The following is a 23,012-nucleotide window of genomic DNA, read 5'->3' as shown; positions in this document are numbered from 1 at the left end:
GACGGGAATGGTGTTCAGCGCTGGCAGGTTGAGCACCAGAACCGGATCCGGTCACCGGCGCGATCCTCGCTGATCGCGGTACCGCACCGGCGGCATGGCAGACCGGCCCGGCCGTACACCCACAGGTGGCGGCCAGGCCGGGTGTCACCGGTGGTGCAGCGGGTCCGGCGCAGGCGATTGGCCCACAACATTTCCCGCGCCCGCGACACCAGTCGAGAAGGATCGGTGAGTTCGGCGACGGGACTGATCGGCAGTCGGCCCATCACGAAGCACAGTTCATTGCAGTAGACGTTGCCGATTCCGGCCATCACGGTCTGGTCCAGCAGAGCTGCCGCCAACGGGCGCTGCGGATCAGCGATCAGTCCGGCCACGGCCGCCTCGGGATTCCAGTCGTCCCCGAGCAGGTCGGGTCCCAGGTGAGCCACCGCGGCAGTGTCGAGGCGACGATCCAGCACCTCCAGCGTTCCCAGATCGATGCCGGTGGCACGAATCTGACCGGCCTCCACGATGATGCGCGCCCGGTGGTCGGGCAGGCGGCGGCCTATGCGCCAGCTGCCCTCCATCTTCAGATGCGAGTGAATGCTGGCCGACCCGACGCGGATGAACAGATGCTTGCCTCGACTGAGCACCTCGTCCACCCGCGCGCCGGTCAGATCGATCTCGGCGTAGCGGGGAACCCGGATGTCGCAGCGCGTCAGTGTCTTGCCCGACAGCGCGTCGGCCAGCACGGTCGCGGTGTGGAAGACGGTGTCTCCCTCGGGCATCAGCGCATCCGCAATCCACGCGGCGTGCGCGAGAACCCCGCCTGGATCAGCGCGTCGAGGGTGGGGGATTGGCGAACCTCCAAAACCGTTGCACCGTCGATCCGTTCGATGAGAATGCCGTCGACTCGCCGGTCGGCGATCAGGCCTGCCAGTGCCCCGGCGGCGGCGTTCTGCGCCTCGGCGGTGGCGGCAAAGTTCAGCAGTGATCGGCCACCACGCTCGACGAACCACGTCAGCTCGCCGTCGACCAGGACCACCAGCGCGCCCGCCTTGCGCCCCGGCCGCGCGGTCCCGGGATGGGCCGGCCAACTCAATGCCGCCCCGTAGGGATTGGCCGGGTCGGCCGCGGCCAAGGCCACGGCGTGGAATTCGGGTCGGGCCGGGTCGACGCCGTCGAGGTAGCCCCGGAGCCGATCGACGGTGGAGGCCCGCGCGAACTGTGCGGCGCCCAACGACTCGATGAAGTAGCCGCGTTGGCAGCGTCCCGCCTCCTCAAAGGCCGTCAGTACTTTGTAGGCGGCAGCGAACCCGCCCGGCAGCGCTTCTGCGGCGACGGCGCCGCGGGTGAGTACCCCGTAACGGTGTAGGAGAAGTTCGGCGCTGTGGTGTGCCCGCAGCGTGGAATCGGGTTCAGGCGCAGGCAGAACTGACCAGCGTCCGGCGACGGCCGGGTCCGCGGTGCGGGCAGTGGCGTGTGCGACGCTGTAGCGGCTGAGCCGAGGCGGGCGTCTGGTGCGGTGTGCCGGGGTGGTGCGCCGGGTTCCTGCCAGGACCGCCCGCACCGGAGCGAACGTGTCGCCGGTGATCCAGCCCGCCCAGATCAGCTCCCACAGTGCGGATGTGAACTCCGACTCGCTCGCGTCCCCGCACAGCTGTCGGAAGAAGAACGCTCCGCCGCCGCCGAGCGTGTCGAGGATGGCCCGGTGGGTGTCGCCGAATTCGATGGGTGTCCCGGGCGCCAGCGTCAGCGCAGCCGAATCGGCGGTATGAAAGCTGATCCAGCCGTCGCTTGCCGGGGCACTGCCGGCGGGAGCTCCGGCGCCCGACCAGAGCACCTCCCCGGAGGCCAGCAGTTCGTCGAGCATGGCCGGTGAGTAGTCGCGCACCCGTGGACCGAGGATCAGCGGTTCGACTGCGGATGCGGGCAGGGCCACGCCGGCCAGCTGCTCGATCACCCCGGCCAACCCGTCGATGCCGCTGGCGGTGGCGCCCGGAGTACCGATCTGCTGCCAGGCCGGCAGGAACCTCCCATAGGCCGCCGGTGATACCGGCTCGATGGCCGCGCGCAGTGCGGCCAGCGAGCGGCGTCGCAGGATCCGCAACACCTCGGTGTCGCACCACTGCTCGCCGGGAGACTGCGTCAAGTCGGTGAATTCACCGCGCATCACCCGGCCGTCGGCCGCCAGTCGACCCAGCGCATCGGCCGCCACCCGCACACCCAGCCCGAATCGCTGCGCTGCGTGCCCGGTGGTGAACGGACCCCGGGTGCGGGCGAAGCGGCCGAGCAACTCACCCAGTGGGTCGGCCACCGGTTCGGTGAATCCCGTTGGAACTCCCGGCGGTACGGCTACGCCGAGCCCGTCGCGCAGCCGGCCGATGTCCTCGATGGCGACCCACCAGCGCTGCCCGCCGAACGCCACCGTCAACACCCGCCGGGCCGACAGCAGGTGTTCCAGCCAGCCACCCACGTCCGCTCCGGCGGCCCGCGCGCCGATCTCCTCGATGGTGAGCGGGCCCAGCAGCCGAAGCAGGTCGGCGACCGCCTCGGCATCGCGGGCGCCCTTCTCGGGGGTGAGGTGCTGCAGTTGCGCGGTCAGGGTGGTGATCACCGCCGGGTCAAGCAGCTCGCGCAGCTCGACCCGGCCCAGCAACTGGGCCAGCAGGGTGGGGTCCAGCGAGAGTGCTGCCGCGCGCCGCTCGGCCAGCGGGCTGTCGCCCTCATACATGAACGCCCCGACGTAGCCGAACAGCAGCGACGCCGCGAACGGCGACGGGGTGGCCGTCTCGACTTGCGACACGCGCACCCGGCGCTGGGCGATCTGTGTCATCAGGCTCGTCAACGCGGGGACGTCGTAGACATCCTGCAGGCACTCCCGCACGGTCTCCAGGACGATCGGGAAGGCCGGGTATCTGCGTGCGACATCAAGTAACTGGGCGGCGCGCTGGCGTTGCTGCCACAACGGTGTCCGGCGGCCGGGGTGTCGGCGCGGCAGCAGCAGTGCCCGGGCCGCGCACTCGCGGAATCGGCTGGCGAACAGTGCTGAGCCACCCACCTCCGCGGTGACGAGCGGCTCGATCTCGTCGGCGTCGAACACGAACAGGTCTGCGCCAGGGGGCCCGGCATCGCCGTCGGGCGTCATGTCGGGCAGCCGGACCACGATGCCGTCGTCGGAGGCGGTCGGCTTCTCGTCGATGCCATAGCGGTCACGCAGCCGGCGGCCCACGGCCAGGGCCAGCGGCCCGTGTACGCGCAGTCCGTACGGTGAGTGCAGCACCACCCGCCAATCGCCGAGCTCGTCGCGGAACCGCTCCACCAGCAGTGTGGTGTCGGTGGGCACCGTTGCGGTGGCGGCGCGCTGGTCGTCGAGCAGTCGTCGCAGGTTGTCGATCGCAAAGTCGTCGAAACCCAAACCTGCACAACGCTTGTCGAACGCGTCGGGCGCCAGGCCGGCCAATTCTCCGGTGAAGGCGCCCAACGCCGCGCCCAGCTCGGCGGGTCGTCCCACGCCGTCGCCGTGCCAGAACGGCAGTCGGCCCGGCTGGCCGGGCGCCGGGGCGACCAGCACCCGGTCATGGGTGATCTCGGTGATCCGCCAGCTGCTGGCCCCCAGGGAGATCACGTCGCCGGGACGCGACTCGTAGACCATCTCCTCATCGAGTTCGCCTACCCGGGAGGGCTTCTCCGCGCCCGCGAGATACACCGCGAACAGTCCCCGGTCGGGGATGGCTCCGCCGGAGGTGACGGCGAGCCGTTGCGCACCCGGCCGGGCGGTCAGAATTCCGTTGTCGCGGTCGTAGACCAGCCGCGGCCGCAGCTCTGCGAATTCGGTCGAGGGGTATTTACCGGAGAGCAGATCCAGCGTCGCCTCGAACACGCCCCGCGTCAGGGTCGCGAACGGGGCGCTGCGGCGCACCGTGTCGAACCAGGCCTCGGCGTTCAGTGGCTCCAGGGCGGCGGCGGCCACCGTGTGCTGGGCCAGGATGTCGAGCGGATTGGCCGGCACGGTCAGCGTCTCGATCGCACCTGCGAGCATCCGCTGCACGGTGACACCGCACCCGATCAGGTCGGTACGGTGCTTGGGAATCAGCACGCCCGACGAGATCTCGCCCACCTGGTGGCCGGCACGGCCGACGCGTTGCAGGCCGCTGGCCACCGAGGGTGGCGCCTCGATCTGGATGACCAGGTCGACCGCGCCCATGTCGATGCCCAGTTCCAGGCTCGAGGTCGCCACCACCGCGCGCAGCCGCCCACTTTTGAGGTCTTCTTCGACGTCGGCTCGGGTCTGCAGTGACACCGAGCCGTGGTGTGCCCGCGCCAGCGGTACCGCCGCATCCTCGGTGTCGACGCAGCGTTCTGCGTGAATCTCGTTGAGCCGCCCGGTCAGGCGCTCGGCGAGCCGCCGGGAGTTGGCGAACACGATCGAGGACCGGTGGGCTTCGATCAGGTCGACGACGCGCTCTTCCACCTCCGGCCAGACCGACCCCTCGGCCGGGTTGGCCATGTCGGGAACGGGGACCTGCACGCTCAGCTCGAACGTCTTGGCGGTCGGGGGAGCCACGATCGTGGTCGGGGACTGCCCCGACAGGAATCGGGCGACCTCGTCGGCGGGATGCACCGTTGCGCTGAGCCCGATCCGCTGGGCGGGGCGGGGGAGCAGCGCATCGAGGCGTTCCAGCGACAGGGCCAGGTGTGTCCCGCGTTTGGTTCCCGCCACGGCGTGCACCTCGTCGACGATCACGGTGCCTACCCCGGTCAAGGTTTCCCGGGCTGCCGAGGTCAGCATCAGAAACAGCGACTCGGGAGTGGTGATCAGGATGTCGGGCGGTGTGGCAATCAGCTCTCGGCGTCGTGCCGGTGTCGTGTCACCCGAACGCACGCCGACGGTGATGTCAGGGCCGGGCAGGTCCCGCTGTGCGGCCATGCGGGCGATGCCGTTCAAGGGGGTGCGCAAGTTGCGCTCGACATCGACGGCCAGGGCCTTCAGCGGTGAGACGTACAGGACCCGCGTGTTGTTGCGCGGCGCGGTGGTCGGCTGGGCGCTGAGCTGGTCCAACGCCCACAGGAATGCCGCCAGCGTCTTGCCCGATCCGGTCGGGGCGATCACGAGGGTGTTGTGGCCGTCGGCGATCGCCGACCAGGCCTGTTCCTGTGCCGGTGTCGGTGCGCTGAAGGTGCCGGTGAACCAGTCCCGGGTCAACGCCGAGAACCGTGTCATCGGTTCGGCGTGCTCGGAGCTCATCTAGCCATCGTGCCAATTTCTCAGCCGCCGTGGGGGCGGGTAGCCGGTCAGCGGGTTTGGCCGGCCTGCCCAGGGGTATTCGGGGTCGGTGAGTGGAGAGGGACTGAAGGCCATGGTGGACCACGGAGTGCGACCCATGGGGCCGATCTTCTCGGACGCCGTGCAGGATGCGGCGGTGCCGGCAGATCTGCAGACGCCGGTCCGAGATTGGACGTGGATCAACTGGACGTTGTCGCTGCTCACAGCTCCTGCAGCGGTGTTGACGATGGCGTTCTCTCTCGGCAGGCTCTCGGGCGCCGCTGCATGCGCGTCGTCTTGCCCCGGTCTCGCAATGAGTGGGTCGTCGTTCGCCGTGCTCTATCACGCCGCAGCGGGAATTGCCGCGCTGACACTATTTCTGGCGTTCTTCTTCGCCACCCACCGTCATGGGTTCCTGGTGTGGATCGGTGGCTGGACACTGCTCGCAGCCGATCTGCTGACCGTGCTGGCGCTGTTCTGACCCTTCAGTTGGCGACGGCCCACGGCGTCTGGGGCGGCTGCGGAGCCATGTAGCCGACCCCGCGGACGGTGTCGACCATCGACTCGTACTCGCTGCCAAGCTTGGCGCGTAACCGCTGGACGTGTACGTCGATCTTGCGGCGGTTGCCCTTGCCCGACCACAGGTCTTGAAGGAGCCGTGTCCTGCTGCACGCCTGACCGGCATGGCGGACCAGGTGGTGCAGGAGTTTGAACTCGGTGAGGGTCAGATCAAGTTCTCGATTCGACAGCGATGCGGTGAAGCTGTCTGGGCGAATCACCAGGGGGCCGAACTGCAGTGTGTTCGGATCGAATTCGTGTCGGCGTGCCCGTGCCAACTGCAGCCTCGCATTCACCTCGGCGGGGCTGGCGGTCGCGACTACGACATCGTCGACGTGCCAATCGAGACCGACCGCGGAGAAGTCTTCGGTGGCCACCACCGCCAGTACAGCAGCCGAGGGAGCCCAGGCTCCGAGCTTGCGGCAGCTCTCACGCGCGGCGGCTTCCTCGGAGCTGCCGTCTACCAGAACGGCCTCGGCGAGTCCGCAGTTCGCGCGCGTGTTCACGGCCAGCGGGCCGCGGGTGGTGGAATGCCCGAAGGCACGCAGACCCGACAGCGATTGTGCGAACTCGTCGCGATCTGTCAGTAGCAGGATCTCCATCGCCTGACTCCAAACCGTGGATACGTCTCCGTCTCAACGCTTTTAGTACCCAATGTGCCGCGGATGTAATCGGCGGCACCGTAGCGACAGGCCCGGTCCGCGTGGCGGACCGGGCCTGCCCTCCCCTCGGGTTACTGGTGCGACTGCTCGCGCGCCTCAGCCGCCTTAGCGGCTGCCCTGGCCGATTCGGCCTCGGCTTGATGTTTGGCGGCGTCGCGCTCTGCCTCGCCTTTGTCCTGCTGCGCTCGGCCCTCGCGTACCGTCTCGTCGTCCCCGGTCACGGCTCCGAACACTTCCTTGGCCTTGCCTTTGATACCTTCCACGGCACCTCGGACGCCGTCTTCGGTGGCACTTCGTTTCTCGTCGGACATCTGTCCTCCCTTCGTGGCGGTGACAGACCCATGCGGTCTAGAGCCCGTCACAACGGCAAGGCTTCCCGGCCCGTCGAGCGCCCAAACGTTGATGCCGGTGTCGAATCGCCTTGACGCAGAGTTCATCAGCGCGGACGGTGGAGATGTGGAACCACGGATGCGAGCGGGCGCCACTCCCGGTGGCGACCGCCTGGGGCAGGAAGATCCTCAGGTACGTGCGGCCGTCCACTTCGCCGCTGCCACCGGCGCCGCAGCAGTGGCATTCGTCGTGATGGCGCTGCTGTGGACGGGCTCCTGTGACCCGGGGTCGGCCACCGTGACGTGTGGGAGGCCGTGTCGGACGGTGCTGGCGGTCGGAGCTCCGGCGATCTTGGCCGGCGGGGGCCTGCGGGCGTTCTGCCGCACCTATCGGGTCTGGCGTCGGCAGGGCACCTGGTGGGGCTGGCAGGGCGCCGGGTGGTTCCTGCTGACCTTGATGCTGGTGGTCTTGTTGATGACCGCCGTTCCGATCATAGGTCTGGGGTGATTGAGTTCATCGGAGAGTGGGTACAGACTTGCCATGACTGATCTCCCGGCAGCCGGCATGCCATGGTGATGTCGTCGGGTGAGGGCGGAATGCGTGTGGGTGCCTGCATGCCAGGGTGGTGGGCAGCCGATTGACGCGCAGCAGTAGTCTCGGTCCGATTTCGCCGGGAGGCTTCATGACCGATATTGACAGTGATCGGGCGCGGCGCGCCTGCAGCGAACGGGCCGTCGAACTGCGGGTGACGCCCAGGCTGGAAAGTCTGGCGGTGATCCGCATGTTGGTCGGTGCCGTCGCCACGTATGAGGATCTGGATGTCGACACCGTCGCAGACCTGCGGCTGGCGATCGATGAACTATGCACACAGTTGATTCGCAGTGCCGCGCCGGGCGCGATGCTGACGGTCGTCGTCGACCCGAACGACGAGTACGTGACGGTCCAGGCGTCGGCACCGGGCACCGCGGCTGGTGTGCTGGTTCCGGGAAGCTTCAGCTGGCACGTGCTCACCGCGTTGGTCGACGAGGTCGAGGCGTTCCGTGAGGGGCCCGAAACCGATGGTGCGGGGGAGGTCTTCGGGGTGACATTGACGACCCGCCGGGCGGATTCCGGGCGGTGAGTCCGCGCGCCGCGCGCAGCGGCTCACAGTCCGGATCGGAGTACGCCGACGTCGGCGACATGTTTCGTGAGCTCGCCGAGTACGACACCGATTCGGTCGACTTTCGAAACCGCAAGGACAAGATCGTGGAGCGGTGTCTCCCGCTCGCGGACCACATTGCGCGCCGGTTCGAGGGGCGTGGAGAGCAGCGTGACGATCTGGTTCAGGTGGCGAGGGTGGGCCTGGTCAACGCCGTCACACGTTTCGACGTCGAAACCGGCTCGGATTTCATCTCCTTCGCGGTCCCAACGATCATGGGCGAGGTCCGCCGCCACTTTCGCGACAACAGCTGGTCGGTCAAGGTGCCGCGCCGGCTCAAAGAGCTGCACCTGCGCCTGGGTGTCGCCACCGCGGAACTCTCGCAGCGCCTAGGGCGCGCGCCCACCGCCTCCGAGCTGGCCACGGAGCTCGAGTTGAGCCGTGAGGAGGTGGTCGAAGGGCTTGTGGCGGGCAGTTCCTACAACACTCTGTCGATCGACGGCGGCGGGGGAGGCTCGGACGAAGACGACGCCCGCTCGATCGCCGACACTCTCGGCGATGTCGATACCCGAATGGACCGGATCGAGGACCGTGAGGCGTTGCGGCCCTTGCTGGAGGCGCTGCCGGAGCGCGAACGCACCGTGCTTGTCCTGCGGTTTTTTGAGTCGATGACTCAGACACAGATAGCCGACCGGGTCGGAATCTCACAGATGCACGTGTCCCGACTGCTGGCCAAATCGTTGGGCAGGCTTCGCGATCAGTTGCAGTAGCGGCTCAGGTGCCGGCGGTCAGGCCGCGGGTGGCCGGGCCTTCCAGCAGGCTTCCGTCGGGCGCGAAACGCGAACCATGCAGTGGGCACTCCCACGCCCGGTCGACCTCATTCCAGTTCACGATGCCGCCGAGGTGCGGGCAGACCGGGGAGAGCCGGTGCTCGACACCGTCCACCTGGCACTGAGCCTGCAGGTGCCAAGGTGGTCCGCTGACCACACCGTTATCGCTTCCGTGGTGGCCGCCGTCTAGGCGGACCGCCGGGGTGATCCAGCCTTTCGCCAGATGGAATCCGACCGCAAGATTGGCGGCCATGGCCGTGGGCAGGCCGCGCAGTTCGCCGGTGCGCCAGCTCGTAAACGCTTGGTCCCACCTTGGTCGCGCGCCGAGGATGCGGCCTGACAACGCCAGTGCCGCGGCTGCCCCATTCGTCATGCCCCATTTGTTGAAACCAGTTGCGACATAGATGGTCTCGCTACCGGGAAGGAGAGGGCCGACGAAGGGAAGTTCGTCTACAGGGGCATAGTCCTGGGCCGACCAGAGGTGCGTTCGGACTGCTCCCGGGTAGTGCCTGACCGTCCAGGACTCCAGTTCTGCGAGCGCTTCGCCGGGGTGCTTCTCGCGGCCCACGGTGTGCCCGCCCCCGCCGACGAGCAGTAGTCGCGAGTCGCCGGACGGGGCGTAGCGCAGCGACCGGGTCGGTGTGTCGGTGGAGATCATCATCGGCCGGGTGATGTCGCCGGGTACCTCGAATGCCATGCAGTAGGAGCGGCTGGGCTTGGCTCGGGCGAAGTATCCACCGCGGTCCAGGACCGGTATCCCGGTGGCCAGCACCAGCTGAGCGGCCCGCAGTTCGGCCTGCCCACGGGGGCTGTCCACGCGTAGGCGGAGGGTGCGGTGGCTGCTGGAAACATGCTGCACGCGTGTGTGTTCCAGCACTTGTCCGCCGTTTTCGCCCAGCTCAGCGCGGAGCGCGTCGAGAAAGGTCATCGGATCGAACTGAGCTTGTTCTTCTAGGCGGACCCCGCCGTAGTAATCAAACGGCGTGTCGGCATGTGCCTCCCATGTGGCCGGCAGCCCCAGCGTTCGGCAGGCTTCGAACTCGGCGCGGGCCGCGGCCACCCCGCGCTTGGACTGGGCGAAGCTATAGGCGGATTCGCGCTGGACCGGCACCCCGGAGGCGGCGCAGAATTCCAGCAGCCACTCCTGCCCGGCGCGATTGCCGGCCAGGTAGGCAGCGGCCAGGTCCTTGCCCTGCTTGGCCAAGATCTTTGAGAGCTGGGTGGCCTGCAGCAGGCTGATCTTGGCGGTGGTGTTTCCGGTCGCGCAGGCGCCAACGGTGCGGGCTTCCAACACCAACACCTGGCGGCCCGCTCGAGCCAGCAGCACCGCGGTCATCAGACCAGTGATGCCCGCGCCCGCCACCACCACGTCGGCGTGATCGGGCAGATCCTCAGCGCGGCCCGAGTCCGGCGCTGTTGCAATCCTGTTGGCCAGCCACAACGACGTCATGCTCGAATCTGTACCCCTCCGGCAACGTCCGAAACGTTTCCGTCGGTGCGCTAGTTCTTGTACTTCCCGGAGGACGGGGCGGGCCGCCAACGCTGGCTAGAACGGCTGTCCCGGAACGGTTTCAGGTGGCCGCAGATGGTCGACGACAAAGTCAGCGGCTTGCCCCGTCATGCCATTTGCCGCGTATGCGCTGTGCGCGGCCCCATTGTCTCCTGCCGAGCAGACCGGATCGCCGGGCGCGCACAGGTCGATGGTCTTGGCGGCGTAGCTCGGTCCGATTGACAGCGGTGGCGCCGCGATTGAACTCAAGAAGGCAGCGGAGGGTCTGCCCAGCAAGACCACGGCGGCGATGTGACTGGCCGCCTCGGGAGGCAGTGGGTCCCCGAACTCACCGGCCGATTCCGGGTCGGTGACATATCCGATCAGTGCCGCGCCACGCGAGTATCCGCCGACGATGAGTCGGGTACTTGGACACCTGGTGTACAGATCGCGGAGCTGGTTGGCGGCATTGGCGACGCCGACGGCCGAGGGCGCGAACTCGGGCACGGCGGGAAAGTCCACGGGGTAGACATCCAGCCCGCGCCCCCAGGTGCGCCATCGCAGCGCGTCGACAAACTGCTGACCCATCCAACCGACGCCCGGAGCTTCTCCGGTGCCGCGCGCAAACACCACCGCGATATCGGTGCACCCGGCGGCGGCCGCCTCGCCGCTCGCCGGTGTGAACAACAGTGTGCATCCTGACGCGACTGCGGCGGTAAGGATCTGCCTCATCACAACGAGACAACGCATACCCGTGGCAGGCCGGTGGCAAACGGTGGTTTCACCCCAGGAGAAAGTGGCAAGACTAGATTGGTGCCACCGTGGCGGATCGCCCTTGTAGGGTGAGTCGCCAATGATTGCAACGTCTTTGGGCAGGCATCTGTCGACGTAGCAGTCGAAACCAACCAATCGGTCCGCTGCACCGAAGGGAGATCTCATGTCTGGTGCGCACCCCGTGCTGGCCTCTACCGTGGGTCAGATGCAGGCTCTCCATCGTCGGGACCGCGCCGGCGTGCGACGACTTCGGTGCGCTGGTCCTGCCTGGCGAGGTGTCCAACACCAACCAGTGGCGGACCAAGGACCCGCAACGAGGTCGTGATGGTTGAGCCCATGCCGGTCCCGGTCGAGACCAGCAACCACCGCGCCCGGCTCTGGGTCAACTGGGCCGCTGCTCTGCTGACCGCGGCCGGCGCGGCCCTGGTAATGGTGTTCGCGACGGCTGCGATGATGAGCACCGCCGCGTGCAGCACCGCCGAGTGCCCGGACGTCGGCCCCAGTGGAGCGGTGTTCGCCGCGCTGTACTACGGAGCGCCGTTCATCGCTGCGCTGACCATCCTGGCCTCGTTCTTCACCGCGGGCAGACGGCGCGGGTGGTGGGTACCGGCCGCGGGGTGGGCGCTGTTGGCGGCCGATCTGCTGGCACTGGTGATCGCTTTTCGACGCTGACTGAGGCCGGCACATCAGCGTGGTGGCATGACGTGCCGGCGAGTTTTGCCCCCAGCCGTTCGGGGTATCCCTGTGCGATGGCACAGACGACATTGGCGCTGCCTGCGTTCGCGGGCTCCCGCACCTGGACGCTGGACCGAGCGTTCGACACGATGATTCTGGGGCTCGGCTCATGATCGGCGTCGGGCTCGTGCTGCTGATATTGGGAATGGTGTTCAACATCTATGTCCTGTGGGCCATGGGCATAGTCCTACTGGTGGTCGGAGCGGTGTTCTGGCTGCTGGGAGCCCTCGGTCGCCCGGTGGCCGGCAGGCGCTATTGGTACTGAGCGTGTGCTCACCCGTCGGGCCGGCGAGATAATCCCAAGAGGCGGTTTGAGTCATCGTCGGCGCGGGCACCTCAATGGACATGCTTGTTCGTAACAATCTCGCTTCCTTCGGTTCGGTGGCGGTCCTGGCATTCGCCGGCGCCACCTTCCTGATGGGTCCGGTACCCCTTGCTGGGGCCGAGCCGCCCTGTCCCGACACCGAGGTGGTGTTTGCCAGGGGTACGGGTGAGCCTCCGGGCGTGGGGCCGACCGGTCAGGCGTTCCTCAGTGCGCTCACCACGCGCATGGGAAGGAGCCCGGCCGTGTACGCCGTGGATTACCCCGCCAGCGACCAGTGGGACACCGGAGTGGACGGCATCCGGGATGCGGGGGCGCACGTGCTCTCCCGTGCCACTACCTGTCCCACCACCAAGATGGTTCTCGGCGGCTACTCCCAAGGGGCCGCGGTCATGGGCTTTGTCACGTCGGCTCAGGTGCCCGACGGCGTCGACCCCGCGACCGTGCCTAAGCCACTAGATCCCGAGGTCGCCGACCATGTGGCCGCGGTGGTGTTGTTCTCGATGCCCAACGAGCGGGCGATGAACTTCCTCAACGAGCCCACGATCGTCATCGGTCCGCTGTACCAGGCGAAGACGCTGCAGGTGTGTGCTCCTGAGGATGCCGTCTGTTCCGACGGAATGAACTTTGCCGCCCATGACAGCTACGCCGGAGACGACCCGACCATGGTTCAGCACGGCGCCGACTTCGCATTCCATCAGCTGCAGGGACGAGTCGGGTAGACGCTGGCGGGGCCGGTGTGTGCGGTCAGCGGACCGGGCGGAAGACCTGCGCACCGGCAAGTGCGTCGGCTCGTGACGGCGTGGTCGGCAGCATGTTGTCGGGATCGCAGATGCGCAACAGCCGCGCAACCGCGGCGCCGGGAACCGTAGTGCAGTAGATCCGGTCTTCAGCGCACCGGTCGGCGATCGTCTTCAGCGTCGAAAAGCCGACGGTGCCAATGAAATCCAGCGTGCTGAGGTCGAGGACCAGCCAATCGCAGTAGTACGCGCAGCGCTGCACGTAGTCGGCCAGGTCGCCGACGTTGGAGGCGTCGAGTTCTCCCTCCACGCTGATCACCGCGCCGCTGCGTCCCCAGTGGGTCACAGATTGCGCGGCGTGGCTACTCCACGTATCAGCGGGGGAAGGGGAGTGTGAGCGAGAGGCCGAATGCAGTGATCCAGCGGTTTTCAGAATTGGCATTGCATTGCTCCATCAGTCGAAACTCGTACTGTGGCGCGTCGATGCGAGTTACACCTTCACGGATGAGATGCAGGGAATATGCCCCCTGGCTAGCGTGGGTGACGCGTCTTCCGGGTGGCTGTTAACTCAACCTAGAGACGAACCTACGCCGTTCACGCCGATACTGCAACGATTCGGTAACGGCGCTGGGTGACCTAGTGAATTCGCTTGCGACACTTTACGTTAAAGACGGTTTGCACCGCTTTCGTTCGTGCGTGAAATGAAGTTGATCCCGCGGCAGAGGTGTCCTACCTGGGCGAATGTGTAACTCCTGAAATTAAATTGAGCATTTCTTTGAATCGGCGTTGTGCGCCATACCTTTGTGCCCATGTGGTTGCCGTGCAACGGGGGTCGGAGGATTATCGGAACCGCATCATTCAGGCCGGGGCTGGGCTCAGGTCACGGTCAGCAGGGTGTGGTCGAGGTCCGAGAGCACCTCGGCGGGGAGTCTGCCGGTGAACGCGGCCACGAATCGGGTGGCCAAGTCGCGCACCTTGACATTCGTCTCCTGCGAACGCCACACCAGGATGTCGAACGCCCGTTCAGCGGAGATGCCGTAGCCGACCATCAAGACTCCCTTGGCCTGTTCGATCACCGCGCGAGATTCGGCGACCTCGGAGACCGCGGCGCTGACATCGGCCTGCAACACATCGGTGACGTCGACATAGAAGCCGGCCGTTCCGGTGACCACCCCGGCGTCGTCGAGCATGCGGTCACCGACGACGATCACCCAGTGCTCCAGCCCCCCGGTGTCGATGATCCGGTGCCGACTGCTGAATGGCTCGCCCCGTAGCACGCGCTCCAGGACTTCGGCCACCTGCGGGCGGTCCTCGGGATGCTTGTGCTGCAGCAGCAACTCGGTGCTCGGCGCGACGGTTCCCGGCTCGTAGCCGTGCATGCGGGCCACCGTGTCCGACCATTCCCAGCGCTGCTCGCCCAGCCAGTACCGGAACCGGCCCACTCGCTGCGGTTCGCCGTGACCGACCACCAGGTCCAGGCCGCTGTGTGCCTCGGCTTCGTTGCCCGTGTGCCCCGCAAATTCAGCGTTGAGATCCTCGATCACCGCAAACCCGCCTTCTCGCACCCGCACAGTATGAGTTGATCCCTTGGCCGGTGGGCGAGCCGCGGTCTGAAACGCAGGAATGGATGCAAGGTCGATCCGGACCGGCGCTGTCTGCTGAACGCCCGAGGTTGGCGTAACTATCCACAATTTCCCCACTGTGCGCAACCACCACCAGGTTTCACCTTCGGGCGCACGGGGTAAGTGCTCTGAGACGCGCGGCCAAGTTCCAGAGAAGCGGACCGCCGCCACGTATCGAAAAGAATCGGAGGAGTCAGAGATGAAGCTCTCCACAACTGCGGTCAAGACGGCCGCGGGCGCGGCCGGAATCGCCGCGCTAGGTCTCTTTGCCGCCGGAACCGCGCTGGCCGAGCCGGCGGTTCAGCCGTTCGGCACGCCATCGCAGCTCAATGACGGGCCGATGGTGACGTCCTACACGGTGAGCAATCTGGAGCCGGCCAACGTCACCATTCCGGGCTATCAACCGCGCGGCAAGCTGTATCAAGCCGACGTCACCGCTCGTGCCGACAGCGGCACCGTGACACCGGTGGTCGCTGACTTCAACGCCAGGGCGGCCAACAGTGACACCTATCGGGTGGTCAACACGGTCCCGACGCCTGGCGGCATCAGTCCGGCACCGATCGCCCAGGGCACGGCGGCGAACGGCAAGATCTACTTCGACGTGACGGGCCCTGCGCCGGACGGCGTGGTCTACAACGACGGAGTTCAGGATGTACTGATCTGGACGAGCAACACCTGACCCTTGCAGCCGAGCTGGGCCCGATCCTTCGGATCGGGCCCAGCGGCGTTGCGGGCTCGCTTCGCGTGATTGGACGGAGATCGCTTGGGGCGCAGTGTTTGACGCTGCTGCTCCCGGGTATTCGATGTCGCGTGACATCTTCTGCAGAAGTGACGGTCAACCGCTCATGACCATCGTTGGCCTGCCAGCAGCGCGACCGCACCGGTCGGCGCGCCACGACGGTGTCTATGCCCCGCAAGCAGATTCGCACCTGCTCATCGAAACCATCGAGCGCACCGGTCTGGCTCACCGCGCCAGGGTGCTGGACCTCTGTACCGGCAGCGGAGTCGCGGCCATCGCGGCGGCCGAGCTGGGTGCCGCCGGTGTCACCGCAATCGACATCTGCTCGCGAGCTGTCCGGTGTGCGCGTGACAACGCTCGCGCTGTCGGCGTCAATATCACCGTCCGGCAGGGGCCCTGGGACGACGCGCTGCGGTACGCTCCCTTCGACCTGGTGGTAGCCAATCCGCCTTACGTGCCTTCGCCGAGCCACGGTGCTCCCGTACGGCCGGCCGGCGGCCCGGAATGGTCATGGAACGGCGGAGCGGACGGCCGGCTTGTGTTGGATCCGCTGTGCCGCTCTGCGGCGTCACTGCTGGCCAATGGGGGTTCCCTGTTGCTGGTGCAGTCCGCTCTTGCCGGTGTCGCGCGTTCCCTTGCGTCGTTGCGTGCGGTGGGGCTGAGCGCCGAGGTGGCTGCCGTTCGGCACATCCCCTTCGGGCCTGTGCTCTTGGCGCATGCCGGCTGGCTGGAATCGACCGGCCAGGTGCCCTACGGCTGTCGGGTGGAACAGCTGGTGGTGATCAGGGCGGACAAGCCATGACTGCGTCAGAGCATCGGGTGGTGAAGATCGTGCGCAACGGCCCGATGCTGGTCGCGGGGCCGGTGCGAATCGAGACACCCGACGGCGTGGTCGAGTCCGAGCGGTTCATGGTGGCCATCTGCACGTGTGGACGCAGCCGCAACTATCCGTTGTGCGACACCAGTCACCGGCGGCGCTGCGGTCCGTCCCGGCAGGTGCAGGTGGATGCCGCCGACTCGGGCTAACCGCGCGGCCGCGGCCGGCCCGAGGCCTTCCGGGCGTCAGCCAGTAGGGCGTAATCGGTCTTGAGCTGCGAGTTATCCGATCGCAGCCGGCTGTTATCGGATTGCAGCCGGGTGTTGTCGGACACCAATCGGGCATTGTCGGCTTCCAGGCCGAGTATCTGGCCGATACCTGCCACGTTGATACCGATGCCCACCAGCTCCGTGATGCGTCGTAGCCGAGCGATGTCGTCATCGCTGTAGCGGCGCGTTCCCCCTGGAGTGCGCGCCGGGGTCAGTAACCCGCGACTCTCGTACAGACGCAGTGTCTGCTGCCCGACTCCGGACAGTTCGGCCGCCACCGAGATCCCGTAGACCCCGAGCCCGGATCGGGTGTTGCTGTCTGGTGCCACCTGTGCGCCGCCTTCGCTCATCGAAAATTCGTTGCCGCCACCTGTTGCATCAACCTACCACTGGTGCTATATAAAAATCTATGTCGGCAGGCATAGATGATCTGCCGAAAAGCTAGGAGGTGGAGATGATGTTGATGCGTACCGACCCGTTCCGTGATCTCGACCGCTGGACCCAGCAGGTGTCGGGTACCGCGGCGCGACCGGCGCTCATGCCGATGGACGCCTGGCGTGACGGTGACCAGTTCATCGTCGAGTTCGACCTCCCCGGCGTGGCAGAGGATTCCTTGGATCTCGACGTCGAGCGCAACGTGCTGACCGTGCATGCCCGGCGTCCGGCGCTGGATCAGAGCCGCGAGATGGTGTCCGCGGAGCGGCCCCGCGGCGTGTTCAGCAGGCAGCTTTTCCTCGGGGACACCCTCGACGCCGAGCAGATCCAGGCCAGCTACCACGACGGCGTGTTGCGCCTCACCATTCCCGTCGCCGAGAAGGCGAAGCCGCGCCGCATCAAGGTCGCCAGCGGTCACGGCGATCGGGTCATCAACGCCTGACCGACGTGGGCGGGTGCGGCGTACTGATCGCGCACGTACCAAGCGAAGGAGGTGATGTTCCACGGTGATGCACGACATGCGGCGGTAAACGCGTATTGCCACGGCCTGGCGGACAAGCAGTGTGCAAGCGCGCGACGTTACCGAGGGGTCCGGCGAGGTAACGCAGCGGTCCATTGCTCTCCCCGCAGCGTTGCCTCGCCGGCCCGTCCGCGCTCAGCGGCGCATCCGCAGATGCGCCTGCACGGTGGTCCCCGTCGGCGCGGCGTGGATACGCACCAGATCAGCGGTCGCATTGACCACATAGAGGCCCCGACCGTCATCGACGTCGCCCACGATCGGCCGCCGTCCGGCAAGTCGGTCGGTCAGGTGCCCGGCGTCGCGCACCTGGCACACCAGCTGGCCCGCAGATTCCCACAGCAGCAGGGTGATCGGCCTGCGTCCGTGCTGCAGGCTGTTGGTCGCCAGCTCATTGACGATCAACTGCAGATCGGCAATGGCATCGGCGGTCAGCCCGAACCATCGCGCGTATCTGGCGCAGAACTGTCGTGCGCCGGCGAGGTCGGCGAGGCGGTGTACGGCGTAGCTCGCCGCGGTGGGGTTGCCCGGCAGCGGCTCGTTGCAGCGCTCCCACGCGGCTTGGGGAGCGAACGTCGCGCTGGCGCGATCTCCACGCCCGCCCCGGCTTACGCGTGGGTGGGTGATCTCCGCGTCCACGAGGGTCGCTGAGTCCACATGCGTTGCGTCAAAGGGGCAGACCACTGTGAGGTCGCGACCGGCGAAGGCCTCGTTGACCAGTGCCTCATGCTGGAGGCAGGCCGAATACTCCTGCGGTGATCGGCCATGCCAGATCTGTTCGCCGACCATCTTCACCGGGCTCGACCGATGCCGGGCGGCAAAGGCGCCGAATACCCCTCCCAAGATGTGGCCGGGGTTGCGTCCGGCCCGGCTCATGTCGACCGCGGTCACCGCGTCGAAGGTGCCTGGGGACAGGGCGCTGCGCAGCAGCGCAAGACTGGGCCCGGGGACAGCGATCAAGACCGGGACGCCCTCGGCCACACCATCGCCGACGAACGTCACCAGATAATCCAGGTATTCCTGTGGTGATCCGTAGGTCAGCGCGATGTGTCTGAAGGAGTCCCGATCCTCCCCTGCGGCGACGGCCATCGCATCTGCCCCCGTCCTCCAACATGAGCGGTCCCAGAACGGGCCCAGATCAAGATTTCAGCGGCCCGATCCGATGACGGGTGGCGCGCCCGGGGGTGATCAGTACCAGTAGCGGCGGCCCGCAACTGGGCGTCCGATCGCGCCCAGAATCCACAATGCGGCACCGACCACCAGCAGAATGACGCCGACAGTCCACAGAACGTTGATCTTGAATACGAGCGCGAGAATAAGCAGAACTACCCCGAGGCCAATCATTTTCTAATCCCTTCCCTCACACAATGAAACCGACCGCATCCAACGATGAAGGCTGCGGCAAATGGCAATCCGATACGACTGGTTTGACGCCGGCATAGTTCAGTGGGCCGGCTAGAACGGTCACGGCGATGGTCCCGGCACTTGCGCAGCTGGTCTGGCTCCCGTGAAAGTAGTCGCGCTGCCACGCGGCGAAAATGCCGATCACCAACCAGAGCAGCACAATAGGTCCGGCCAATCCACCGATCCGCATGCGTCCTCCATTCGTGTTGTGAACGCATTCATTCCCGCTGCGATCGCAGTTGAAACCTCAGAGTTGAGAAAAGGCCGGCTCGGCGGCCACAGTTCTCCCCGGATTGGCTGGTATGCCGGGCGGGTATCCAGGTCCGATCGAGACGTTCACGAGGAGGCCTCATGCCCAAGATGTCGAAGAGCGGCACACCCAAGCGCAGCGAGTTGCCCACCACGCTGCAGCGTTCCAGCGCTAAAGCACAACGCACCTTTGCCGAGGCCCACGATGCGGCCGCCAAGGAATACGGCAGTGAACAACGTGCCCACCGGGTGGCCTATGCGGCCCTCAAACACAGCTTCGAGAAAGTCGGCGACCACTGGGAGGCGAAGGCCAAGCCTGGCCCGTCGGACAAACGTGCCGAGGGTGGCGGCCCGAATAACAGCGGGCCCTCCGCTGAGGGGGTCGACGCCAACGCCAGCAAGCAGCACCTGCTGGATGTTGCGCGCCGGCTCGACATCCACGGGCGGTCGACCATGCGCAAGGCCGAACTCGTGACAGCCATCAAGAAGCACAACCGCCGGGTCCGGGGGCGCTAGCAAAGACACGGGAGCACCTGGCGGTCTACCGCAGGTGCCGGTCTGCTATCTCGTCGTCAGTGTGGCGATCGGGGTGTCGTCAATGCTGTTCAGCAGGTTGGCGGCATTGTCGAAAACGGTAGCCGCGCCTGCGGACTCCAACTCCCCGCGTGAGACGCCGCCGCTGAGTACCCCGATGCACGCGACCCCGGCGCGCACGGCTGCCTGCATATCCCAGACCGCATCACCGACTAAGACCGCCCGCTGTGCCACGGCGCCAATCCGCTCCAGCGCAATCTCGATGATGTCCGGATGCGGCTTCGCGACGTCAACATCGGCCGAAGAGGTAACCGCCGTGACAAGGTCGTCGCAGTCCAGCACCCTGCGCAGCATCGCCAACTCGTCTTCGGGCGCCGAGGTTGCCAGCACCACCGGAATGCCCAGGGACGCTATGCGTTCCAGGAGATCCCTCGAGCCGGGGAGTGGTGACAGCAGCTCCGATGACCCCAGGTAATACTGCGAATGCAGGTCTTTGAGTTGTCGGCAGACCGCGTCGGGCGCGCCGTCGGACAGCAGGTCAACCAGCTTGGATCCGTCCATACCGATCGCGCGGTGGATGCGCCACGACTCCACCTCGATGTTCAGATCGGCGAATGCCCGCCGCCAGGCGTGCACATGCAGATAGTTGGAATCGACCAGCGTGCCGTCGACGTCGAACAGCACAGCTGATTGTGTTCTCACACTTGCTCCTTCGTTGGCGGATGTCCCGGCTGGGATACCCACGAAGGGACTTCGCCATACGAACGAGAGGAACAATGTGGCAGCGTGACCGTCGACCGCGCTTTCACGACGCGGTAGTGGTGGCCCTGTGGACCCCGACGGCCGCTACGGCACTGTCGAAGAACGCGGTCCCAGCGTGACGTCAGGGCACCAGGCGAAGCGGCCGACCGAGGCGCTGCACGTCGGCCAGGGCTTCCGACAGTGATTCCACCAGCGGAAGCCGAGCCTGTGGGTCGCAGATCCGCAGCAGGGTACGCAGTGCCGTACTGGGAACCACCTTCAGCTGCGTCTGGGCGCTGGCGCACTGCGCGCTGACCGATTGGAGGGCCGAAAACCCTTCGGTACCGATGAAAGTCAGCGCAGACAGGTCCACCACCAGCCATTCGCAGCAGTCAGCGCACTGCTTGGCGTAGTCGGCGAATGCGCTCGCGTTGGCGGCGTCTATCTCTCCGTCGACGGCGACCACAGCTCCGGCCCGGCCCCAATGGACCGTGAATTTGGCGGTGTGGCTGCGCCAAGCCTGGGTGGCTTCGGTGGCAGGGGTGGCGACAGCGATCTCGGCGATTCTGCTACTCGTCATATTCTCACTCCATCAGGCGACGAATCGTACTGCTGGATGACATCAGCACATCTGTTCCGGGCAACGTGACCCGGAGACGTTCTGCTGCGGCTGTGAGCTCAACCGGAGAAACCAGACGTTACCCAACGGTGATTCACTTGGCAAAGAAAACGCCGACAATTGGGGAAAATCCCAGTGAAACCTTAAGTCTCACAGCGTGACTAGTGACGAGCGGCCCTTCGCCCAGGCCGAGGTCATGAGTTCTGCAAGCCGATTCTCCACCGCAGCGTGAGCACGCATACCGAACACGACATCGGTCTCCAAATGCGGACAGTGGTGCAACAGGTCCCCGATGACATCGGCGCGCACCACTTGTTCGTGCACCGCGTCAGCCTCGACGTGCTCGGCGTAGAAGGTGACGCACGCAGCCGGCGCGCCCATCCGCCGTAGCGCCGTGACCAGTCGGCTTGAGCCCGGTGGTGACGTGATCTCGGTGGCGGCAAAGTGCCCCGCGGCCGCGCCCCGCCAGCGGCGGTGCAACCCGAACAGCGACATCAGGTTCACCACCGCCAGCGCCTCGGCCGCAGCGACGTCCAGGTACGCGAGGTATCCGGCATCCAGGCCGGCGGCGGTGAGCAGGTCGGCAAACAGTTGCTGGTGCACCTTGCGCCCCTGGCCGGCGCCGTACTCATCGAACTCGACCGCGACAAACGACGCCTTGGCCTGGCCGGTCAGGCGCGGGATGATCCAAGCGTGCGGGTCGCCCTCCTTGAGGTGATACAGCGACCTATGGACGAAGTACTCGCGGGCCTGATCCCAGGTGCCGTGATCCCGCAGATGCCACGAGGGGCCCGTGCCGTGCACCGGCTCGGTGGCCGCAGCATCCATCTCGTCGTTCGCCGACCGCGACCGCGGTACTGCCCCGACGTCCTGGCGGACGCGGTCGAGGAACGCTCGCTCCAGGTTTGCGCGGAACGCCAGCAGGCCAACGTCCCATTCCCAGTCCGGATCCACGCCGGCGAACCCGCGATAGTGCAGCTCGTAGCAGACGTACAACGCCAATTGCAGGTCGCGGCCGTAGGGGTCGGTGCCGGCGATCGGCGGCAGGTGCCCGGGGGCTGTGCCCGGGTCCAGGGTCAGCACCTCGCAGACCGCCGTCGACAACGGGCCACAGGCGACGGGCAGGCGGGGCTCGGTGGTGATCGCTGCGATGGGCACACCCGCGGTTACCCCGTGCGGGGGGCGAGCCAAACGGCGCCGCACCGTTTCACCGATCGAGTGCTGGGTAACCACGCTGCCATGACACGCCTTGGCTATACCCTCATGACCGAACAGAGTGGGCCCACCGACCTTGTCCGCCACGCCGTTGCCGCCGAGCAGCGCGGGTTTGATTTTGCAGTGTGTAGTGATCACTTCTCGCCGTGGTTGACCGCGCAGGGCCATGCCCCCCACGCGGCGACGGTGCTGGGCGCCGTCGCGTACGCCACCGCCGACATCGACCTGTACAGCTACGTGACCTGCCCGACCATGCGCTACCACCCCGCGGTCGTGGCTCAGCAGGCGGCGACCCTGCAGATCCTGGCCGAGGGGCGATTCACCTTGGGGCTGGGTAGTGGGGAGAACCTCAACGAGCACATCGTCACCGGGACGGGCTGGCCGAACGTCCGGCGCCGGCAGGCCATGCTCAGCGAAGCCATCAAGATCATTCGGGAGCTGTTGATGGGCGAGACGGTCGACCACGACGGCGAGTACTTCCAGCTCGACCAGGCGCGGCTCTGGGACCTTCCCGGCATACCGGTTGCGTTGGCGGTAGCCATGTCGGGGGGAGAGGGCATCGACAGATTCGCCGCGGCCGCCGACCACCTGATCGCAGTACAGCCCGACAGCGACCTGGTTCAGTCCTGGCGCACCGCACGCCAGGCGGCCGGGCTGGCCGAGGGCGGCCGCGTCATCGGCCAGCTCCCGGTGTGTTGGGACCCCGACCGTGACACGGCGATCCAACGCGCCCACCAACAGTTCCGCTGGTTCGGCGGCGGCTGGTCGGTCAATGCCGAGCTGCCGACACCGGCGGCGTTCGCCGCGGCCACCCGCTTCGTCCAGCCCAGCGACGTTGCCGAAGCGATTCCCTGTGGACCGGATCTGGGCGCGATCGTCGATGCGGTGGGCGCCTACCGCGAAGCGGGATTCACTGACATCGCGCTGATTCAAGTCGGGGGAGAGACGCAGGAGGCGTTCCTCAAGGAGGCCGCGGAACCGCTGTTGGCGGCGCTGCGTGACGCAGCGTCATAGCGGTAACGGTGTTTCGG

At 66.8% G+C, this 23,012-nt stretch carries 28 protein-coding genes; 13 read left to right on the top strand and 15 right to left on the bottom strand.

Annotated elements, in window-relative coordinates; translation table 11 throughout:
- Positions 1-14: 14 nt before the first annotated feature.
- The gene (nei2, locus tag BST15_RS01200; RefSeq protein ID WP_046188704.1) at positions 15-764 is read right to left on the bottom strand and encodes an endonuclease VIII Nei2; all 750 of its coding nucleotides are present in this window, start codon (positions 762-764) and stop codon (positions 15-17) included.
- On the bottom strand, positions 764-5,224 hold the full coding sequence (locus tag BST15_RS01195) for an ATP-dependent helicase (protein ID WP_046188705.1): 4,461 nt from the start codon (positions 5,222-5,224) through the stop codon (positions 764-766). Before BST15_RS01195 ends, nei2 begins: the two co-directional genes overlap by 1 nt.
- Before the next feature lie 88 nt (positions 5,225-5,312).
- Between BST15_RS01195 and BST15_RS01190 the strand changes: the two genes are divergently transcribed.
- Positions 5,313-5,723, top strand: a complete 411-nt coding sequence (locus BST15_RS01190; RefSeq protein WP_234708224.1) for a hypothetical protein — start codon at positions 5,313-5,315, stop codon at positions 5,721-5,723.
- Positions 5,724-5,727: 4 nt separating this feature from the next.
- Here the strand turns inward: BST15_RS01190 and BST15_RS01185 are convergent, their stop codons facing one another.
- The gene (locus BST15_RS01185; protein ID WP_046188706.1) at positions 5,728-6,402 is read right to left on the bottom strand and encodes a winged helix family transcriptional regulator; all 675 of its coding nucleotides are present in this window, start codon (positions 6,400-6,402) and stop codon (positions 5,728-5,730) included.
- A gap of 131 nt (positions 6,403-6,533) precedes the next feature.
- The gene (gene mbp1 / locus BST15_RS01180) at positions 6,534-6,773 is read right to left on the bottom strand and encodes a microaggregate-binding protein 1 (protein WP_046188707.1); all 240 of its coding nucleotides are present in this window, start codon (positions 6,771-6,773) and stop codon (positions 6,534-6,536) included.
- A gap of 157 nt (positions 6,774-6,930) precedes the next feature.
- Between mbp1 and BST15_RS01175 the strand changes: the two genes are divergently transcribed.
- The 3 genes from BST15_RS01175 (at position 6,931) to BST15_RS01165 (ending at position 8,700) form a co-directional block, all read left to right on the top strand.
- Positions 6,931-7,299 carry a hypothetical protein gene (locus BST15_RS01175; RefSeq protein WP_046188749.1) on the top strand — a complete coding sequence of 123 codons (369 nt, stop codon included), beginning with the start codon at positions 6,931-6,933 and terminating at the stop codon, positions 7,297-7,299.
- Between the two features lie 175 nt (positions 7,300-7,474).
- Positions 7,475-7,912: an anti-sigma factor gene (locus BST15_RS01170; protein ID WP_046188708.1), complete on the top strand. Its 438-nt coding sequence runs from the start codon at positions 7,475-7,477 to the stop codon at positions 7,910-7,912.
- Positions 7,909-8,700, top strand: coding sequence for a SigB/SigF/SigG family RNA polymerase sigma factor (locus BST15_RS01165; protein WP_046188709.1), 792 nt, complete (start codon positions 7,909-7,911; stop codon positions 8,698-8,700). Before BST15_RS01170 ends, BST15_RS01165 begins: the two co-directional genes overlap by 4 nt.
- 4 nt (positions 8,701-8,704) lie before the next feature.
- Here the strand turns inward: BST15_RS01165 and BST15_RS01160 are convergent, their stop codons facing one another.
- Together BST15_RS01160 and BST15_RS01155 are read right to left on the bottom strand one after the other, a co-directional pair.
- Positions 8,705-10,210 (bottom strand): FAD-dependent oxidoreductase, encoded by a 1,506-nt coding sequence (locus tag BST15_RS01160; RefSeq protein ID WP_046188710.1) that lies wholly within the window; start codon positions 10,208-10,210, stop codon positions 8,705-8,707.
- Between the two features lie 96 nt (positions 10,211-10,306).
- The gene (locus BST15_RS01155) at positions 10,307-10,936 is read right to left on the bottom strand and encodes a cutinase family protein (RefSeq protein WP_234708223.1); all 630 of its coding nucleotides are present in this window, start codon (positions 10,934-10,936) and stop codon (positions 10,307-10,309) included.
- Positions 10,937-11,347: 411 nt separating this feature from the next.
- Between BST15_RS01155 and BST15_RS01150 the strand changes: the two genes are divergently transcribed.
- The 3 genes from BST15_RS01150 to BST15_RS01145 all read left to right on the top strand — a co-directional run bounded on the left by BST15_RS01150 (position 11,348) and on the right by BST15_RS01145 (position 12,802).
- On the top strand, positions 11,348-11,695 hold the full coding sequence (locus tag BST15_RS01150; protein ID WP_046188750.1) for a hypothetical protein: 348 nt from the start codon (positions 11,348-11,350) through the stop codon (positions 11,693-11,695).
- A 172-nt stretch (positions 11,696-11,867) separates the two neighbouring features.
- Positions 11,868-12,023 (top strand): hypothetical protein, encoded by a 156-nt coding sequence (locus BST15_RS21990; protein ID WP_165757089.1) that lies wholly within the window; start codon positions 11,868-11,870, stop codon positions 12,021-12,023.
- Between the two features lie 80 nt (positions 12,024-12,103).
- Complete coding sequence (locus BST15_RS01145; protein WP_046188751.1) at positions 12,104-12,802, top strand: cutinase family protein; 699 nt, start codon at positions 12,104-12,106, stop codon at positions 12,800-12,802.
- Between the two features lie 25 nt (positions 12,803-12,827).
- On the opposite strand, the gene BST15_RS01140 is transcribed toward BST15_RS01145, so the two are convergent.
- Entirely contained in the window at positions 12,828-13,166 is a 339-nt protein-coding gene (locus BST15_RS01140; protein ID WP_234708222.1) for an STAS domain-containing protein, read from the bottom strand.
- A 529-nt stretch (positions 13,167-13,695) separates the two neighbouring features.
- Positions 13,696-14,361: a PAS and ANTAR domain-containing protein gene (locus BST15_RS01135; protein ID WP_198528286.1), complete on the bottom strand. Its 666-nt coding sequence runs from the start codon at positions 14,359-14,361 to the stop codon at positions 13,696-13,698.
- Between the two features lie 280 nt (positions 14,362-14,641).
- Between BST15_RS01135 and BST15_RS01130 the strand changes: the two genes are divergently transcribed.
- The 3 genes from BST15_RS01130 to BST15_RS01120 all read left to right on the top strand — a co-directional run bounded on the left by BST15_RS01130 (position 14,642) and on the right by BST15_RS01120 (position 16,207).
- Positions 14,642-15,121, top strand: a complete 480-nt coding sequence (locus tag BST15_RS01130) for an MPT63 family protein (protein WP_046188712.1) — start codon at positions 14,642-14,644, stop codon at positions 15,119-15,121.
- A gap of 166 nt (positions 15,122-15,287) precedes the next feature.
- Entirely contained in the window at positions 15,288-15,983 is a 696-nt protein-coding gene (locus BST15_RS01125) for a HemK2/MTQ2 family protein methyltransferase (protein WP_046188754.1), read from the top strand.
- Complete coding sequence (locus BST15_RS01120; protein ID WP_046188713.1) at positions 15,980-16,207, top strand: CDGSH iron-sulfur domain-containing protein; 228 nt, start codon at positions 15,980-15,982, stop codon at positions 16,205-16,207. Before BST15_RS01125 ends, BST15_RS01120 begins: the two co-directional genes overlap by 4 nt.
- Here BST15_RS01120 and BST15_RS01115 read toward each other — a convergent pair.
- Positions 16,204-16,617, bottom strand: a complete 414-nt coding sequence (locus BST15_RS01115) for a MerR family transcriptional regulator (protein ID WP_046188714.1) — start codon at positions 16,615-16,617, stop codon at positions 16,204-16,206. The genes BST15_RS01120 and BST15_RS01115 overlap by 4 nt on opposite strands.
- Before the next feature lie 104 nt (positions 16,618-16,721).
- Here BST15_RS01115 and BST15_RS01110 point away from each other — a divergent pair, with 104 nt between their 5' ends.
- The gene (locus BST15_RS01110; protein WP_272937511.1) at positions 16,722-17,144 is read left to right on the top strand and encodes an Hsp20/alpha crystallin family protein; all 423 of its coding nucleotides are present in this window, start codon (positions 16,722-16,724) and stop codon (positions 17,142-17,144) included.
- Between the two features lie 213 nt (positions 17,145-17,357).
- Here the strand turns inward: BST15_RS01110 and BST15_RS01105 are convergent, their stop codons facing one another.
- The 3 genes from BST15_RS01105 to BST15_RS01100 all read right to left on the bottom strand — a co-directional run bounded on the left by BST15_RS01105 (position 17,358) and on the right by BST15_RS01100 (position 18,813).
- Positions 17,358-18,308, bottom strand: coding sequence for a sensor histidine kinase (locus BST15_RS01105; RefSeq protein WP_046188715.1), 951 nt, complete (start codon positions 18,306-18,308; stop codon positions 17,358-17,360).
- 99 nt (positions 18,309-18,407) lie between these two features.
- Entirely contained in the window at positions 18,408-18,563 is a 156-nt protein-coding gene (locus tag BST15_RS21985) for a hypothetical protein (protein ID WP_165757088.1), read from the bottom strand.
- A gap of 16 nt (positions 18,564-18,579) precedes the next feature.
- Entirely contained in the window at positions 18,580-18,813 is a 234-nt protein-coding gene (locus BST15_RS01100) for a hypothetical protein (protein ID WP_046188716.1), read from the bottom strand.
- Positions 18,814-18,974: 161 nt separating this feature from the next.
- On the opposite strand from BST15_RS01100, the gene BST15_RS01095 reads away from it, so the two are divergent.
- A complete protein-coding gene (locus tag BST15_RS01095; protein ID WP_046188717.1) occupies positions 18,975-19,388 on the top strand; it encodes a ChaB family protein in 414 nt (137 codons plus the stop codon).
- A 45-nt stretch (positions 19,389-19,433) separates the two neighbouring features.
- Here the strand turns inward: BST15_RS01095 and BST15_RS01090 are convergent, their stop codons facing one another.
- From BST15_RS01090 to BST15_RS01080, 3 genes are all read right to left on the bottom strand, one after another.
- On the bottom strand, positions 19,434-20,108 hold the full coding sequence (locus tag BST15_RS01090; RefSeq protein WP_046188718.1) for an HAD family hydrolase: 675 nt from the start codon (positions 20,106-20,108) through the stop codon (positions 19,434-19,436).
- Positions 20,109-20,289: 181 nt separating this feature from the next.
- Positions 20,290-20,727: an STAS domain-containing protein gene (locus BST15_RS01085; RefSeq protein WP_046188719.1), complete on the bottom strand. Its 438-nt coding sequence runs from the start codon at positions 20,725-20,727 to the stop codon at positions 20,290-20,292.
- Between the two features lie 189 nt (positions 20,728-20,916).
- Positions 20,917-21,924 carry an iron-containing redox enzyme family protein gene (locus tag BST15_RS01080; protein ID WP_046188720.1) on the bottom strand — a complete coding sequence of 336 codons (1,008 nt, stop codon included), beginning with the start codon at positions 21,922-21,924 and terminating at the stop codon, positions 20,917-20,919.
- Positions 21,925-22,005: 81 nt separating this feature from the next.
- Here BST15_RS01080 and BST15_RS01075 point away from each other — a divergent pair, with 81 nt between their 5' ends.
- Positions 22,006-22,995, top strand: coding sequence for a TIGR03557 family F420-dependent LLM class oxidoreductase (locus tag BST15_RS01075; protein WP_046188721.1), 990 nt, complete (start codon positions 22,006-22,008; stop codon positions 22,993-22,995).
- Positions 22,996-23,012: the final 17 nt, after the last annotated feature.

This window comes from Mycolicibacter arupensis (assembly GCF_002086515.1).
In the GTDB taxonomy this organism is placed as follows: Bacteria; Actinomycetota; Actinomycetes; order Mycobacteriales; family Mycobacteriaceae; genus Mycobacterium; species Mycobacterium arupense.
Note: the sequence above shows the minus strand (reverse complement) of the source record. Positions and strands in the feature narration are given on the sequence as shown.

Excerpts from the sequence above, each read along its gene's own strand:
- nei2 (WP_046188704.1), bottom strand. The coding sequence starts at position 764 with ATGCCCGAGGGAGACACCGTCTTCCACACCGCGACCGTGCTGGCCGAC.
- BST15_RS01195 (WP_046188705.1), bottom strand. The coding sequence starts at position 5,224 with ATGAGCTCCGAGCACGCCGAACCGATGACACGGTTCTCGGCGTTGACC.
- BST15_RS01185 (WP_046188706.1), bottom strand. The coding sequence starts at position 6,402 with ATGGAGATCCTGCTACTGACAGATCGCGACGAGTTCGCACAATCGCTG.
- mbp1 (WP_046188707.1), bottom strand. The coding sequence starts at position 6,773 with ATGTCCGACGAGAAACGAAGTGCCACCGAAGACGGCGTCCGAGGTGCC.
- BST15_RS01175 (WP_046188749.1), top strand. The coding sequence starts at position 6,931 with ATGCGAGCGGGCGCCACTCCCGGTGGCGACCGCCTGGGGCAGGAAGAT.
- BST15_RS01170 (WP_046188708.1), top strand. The coding sequence starts at position 7,475 with ATGACCGATATTGACAGTGATCGGGCGCGGCGCGCCTGCAGCGAACGG.
- BST15_RS01160 (WP_046188710.1), bottom strand. The coding sequence starts at position 10,210 with ATGACGTCGTTGTGGCTGGCCAACAGGATTGCAACAGCGCCGGACTCG.
- BST15_RS01150 (WP_046188750.1), top strand. The coding sequence starts at position 11,348 with ATGGTTGAGCCCATGCCGGTCCCGGTCGAGACCAGCAACCACCGCGCC.
- BST15_RS21990 (WP_165757089.1), top strand. The coding sequence starts at position 11,868 with ATGATCGGCGTCGGGCTCGTGCTGCTGATATTGGGAATGGTGTTCAAC.
- BST15_RS01145 (WP_046188751.1), top strand. The coding sequence starts at position 12,104 with ATGCTTGTTCGTAACAATCTCGCTTCCTTCGGTTCGGTGGCGGTCCTG.
- BST15_RS01130 (WP_046188712.1), top strand. The coding sequence starts at position 14,642 with ATGAAGCTCTCCACAACTGCGGTCAAGACGGCCGCGGGCGCGGCCGGA.
- BST15_RS01125 (WP_046188754.1), top strand. The coding sequence starts at position 15,288 with ATGACCATCGTTGGCCTGCCAGCAGCGCGACCGCACCGGTCGGCGCGC.
- BST15_RS01120 (WP_046188713.1), top strand. The coding sequence starts at position 15,980 with ATGACTGCGTCAGAGCATCGGGTGGTGAAGATCGTGCGCAACGGCCCG.
- BST15_RS01115 (WP_046188714.1), bottom strand. The coding sequence starts at position 16,617 with ATGAGCGAAGGCGGCGCACAGGTGGCACCAGACAGCAACACCCGATCC.
- BST15_RS01110 (WP_272937511.1), top strand. The coding sequence starts at position 16,722 with ATGATGTTGATGCGTACCGACCCGTTCCGTGATCTCGACCGCTGGACC.
- BST15_RS01105 (WP_046188715.1), bottom strand. The coding sequence starts at position 18,308 with ATGGCCGTCGCCGCAGGGGAGGATCGGGACTCCTTCAGACACATCGCG.
- BST15_RS21985 (WP_165757088.1), bottom strand. The coding sequence starts at position 18,563 with ATGATTGGCCTCGGGGTAGTTCTGCTTATTCTCGCGCTCGTATTCAAG.
- BST15_RS01100 (WP_046188716.1), bottom strand. The coding sequence starts at position 18,813 with ATGCGGATCGGTGGATTGGCCGGACCTATTGTGCTGCTCTGGTTGGTG.
- BST15_RS01095 (WP_046188717.1), top strand. The coding sequence starts at position 18,975 with ATGCCCAAGATGTCGAAGAGCGGCACACCCAAGCGCAGCGAGTTGCCC.
- BST15_RS01085 (WP_046188719.1), bottom strand. The coding sequence starts at position 20,727 with ATGACGAGTAGCAGAATCGCCGAGATCGCTGTCGCCACCCCTGCCACC.
- BST15_RS01075 (WP_046188721.1), top strand. The coding sequence starts at position 22,006 with ATGACACGCCTTGGCTATACCCTCATGACCGAACAGAGTGGGCCCACC.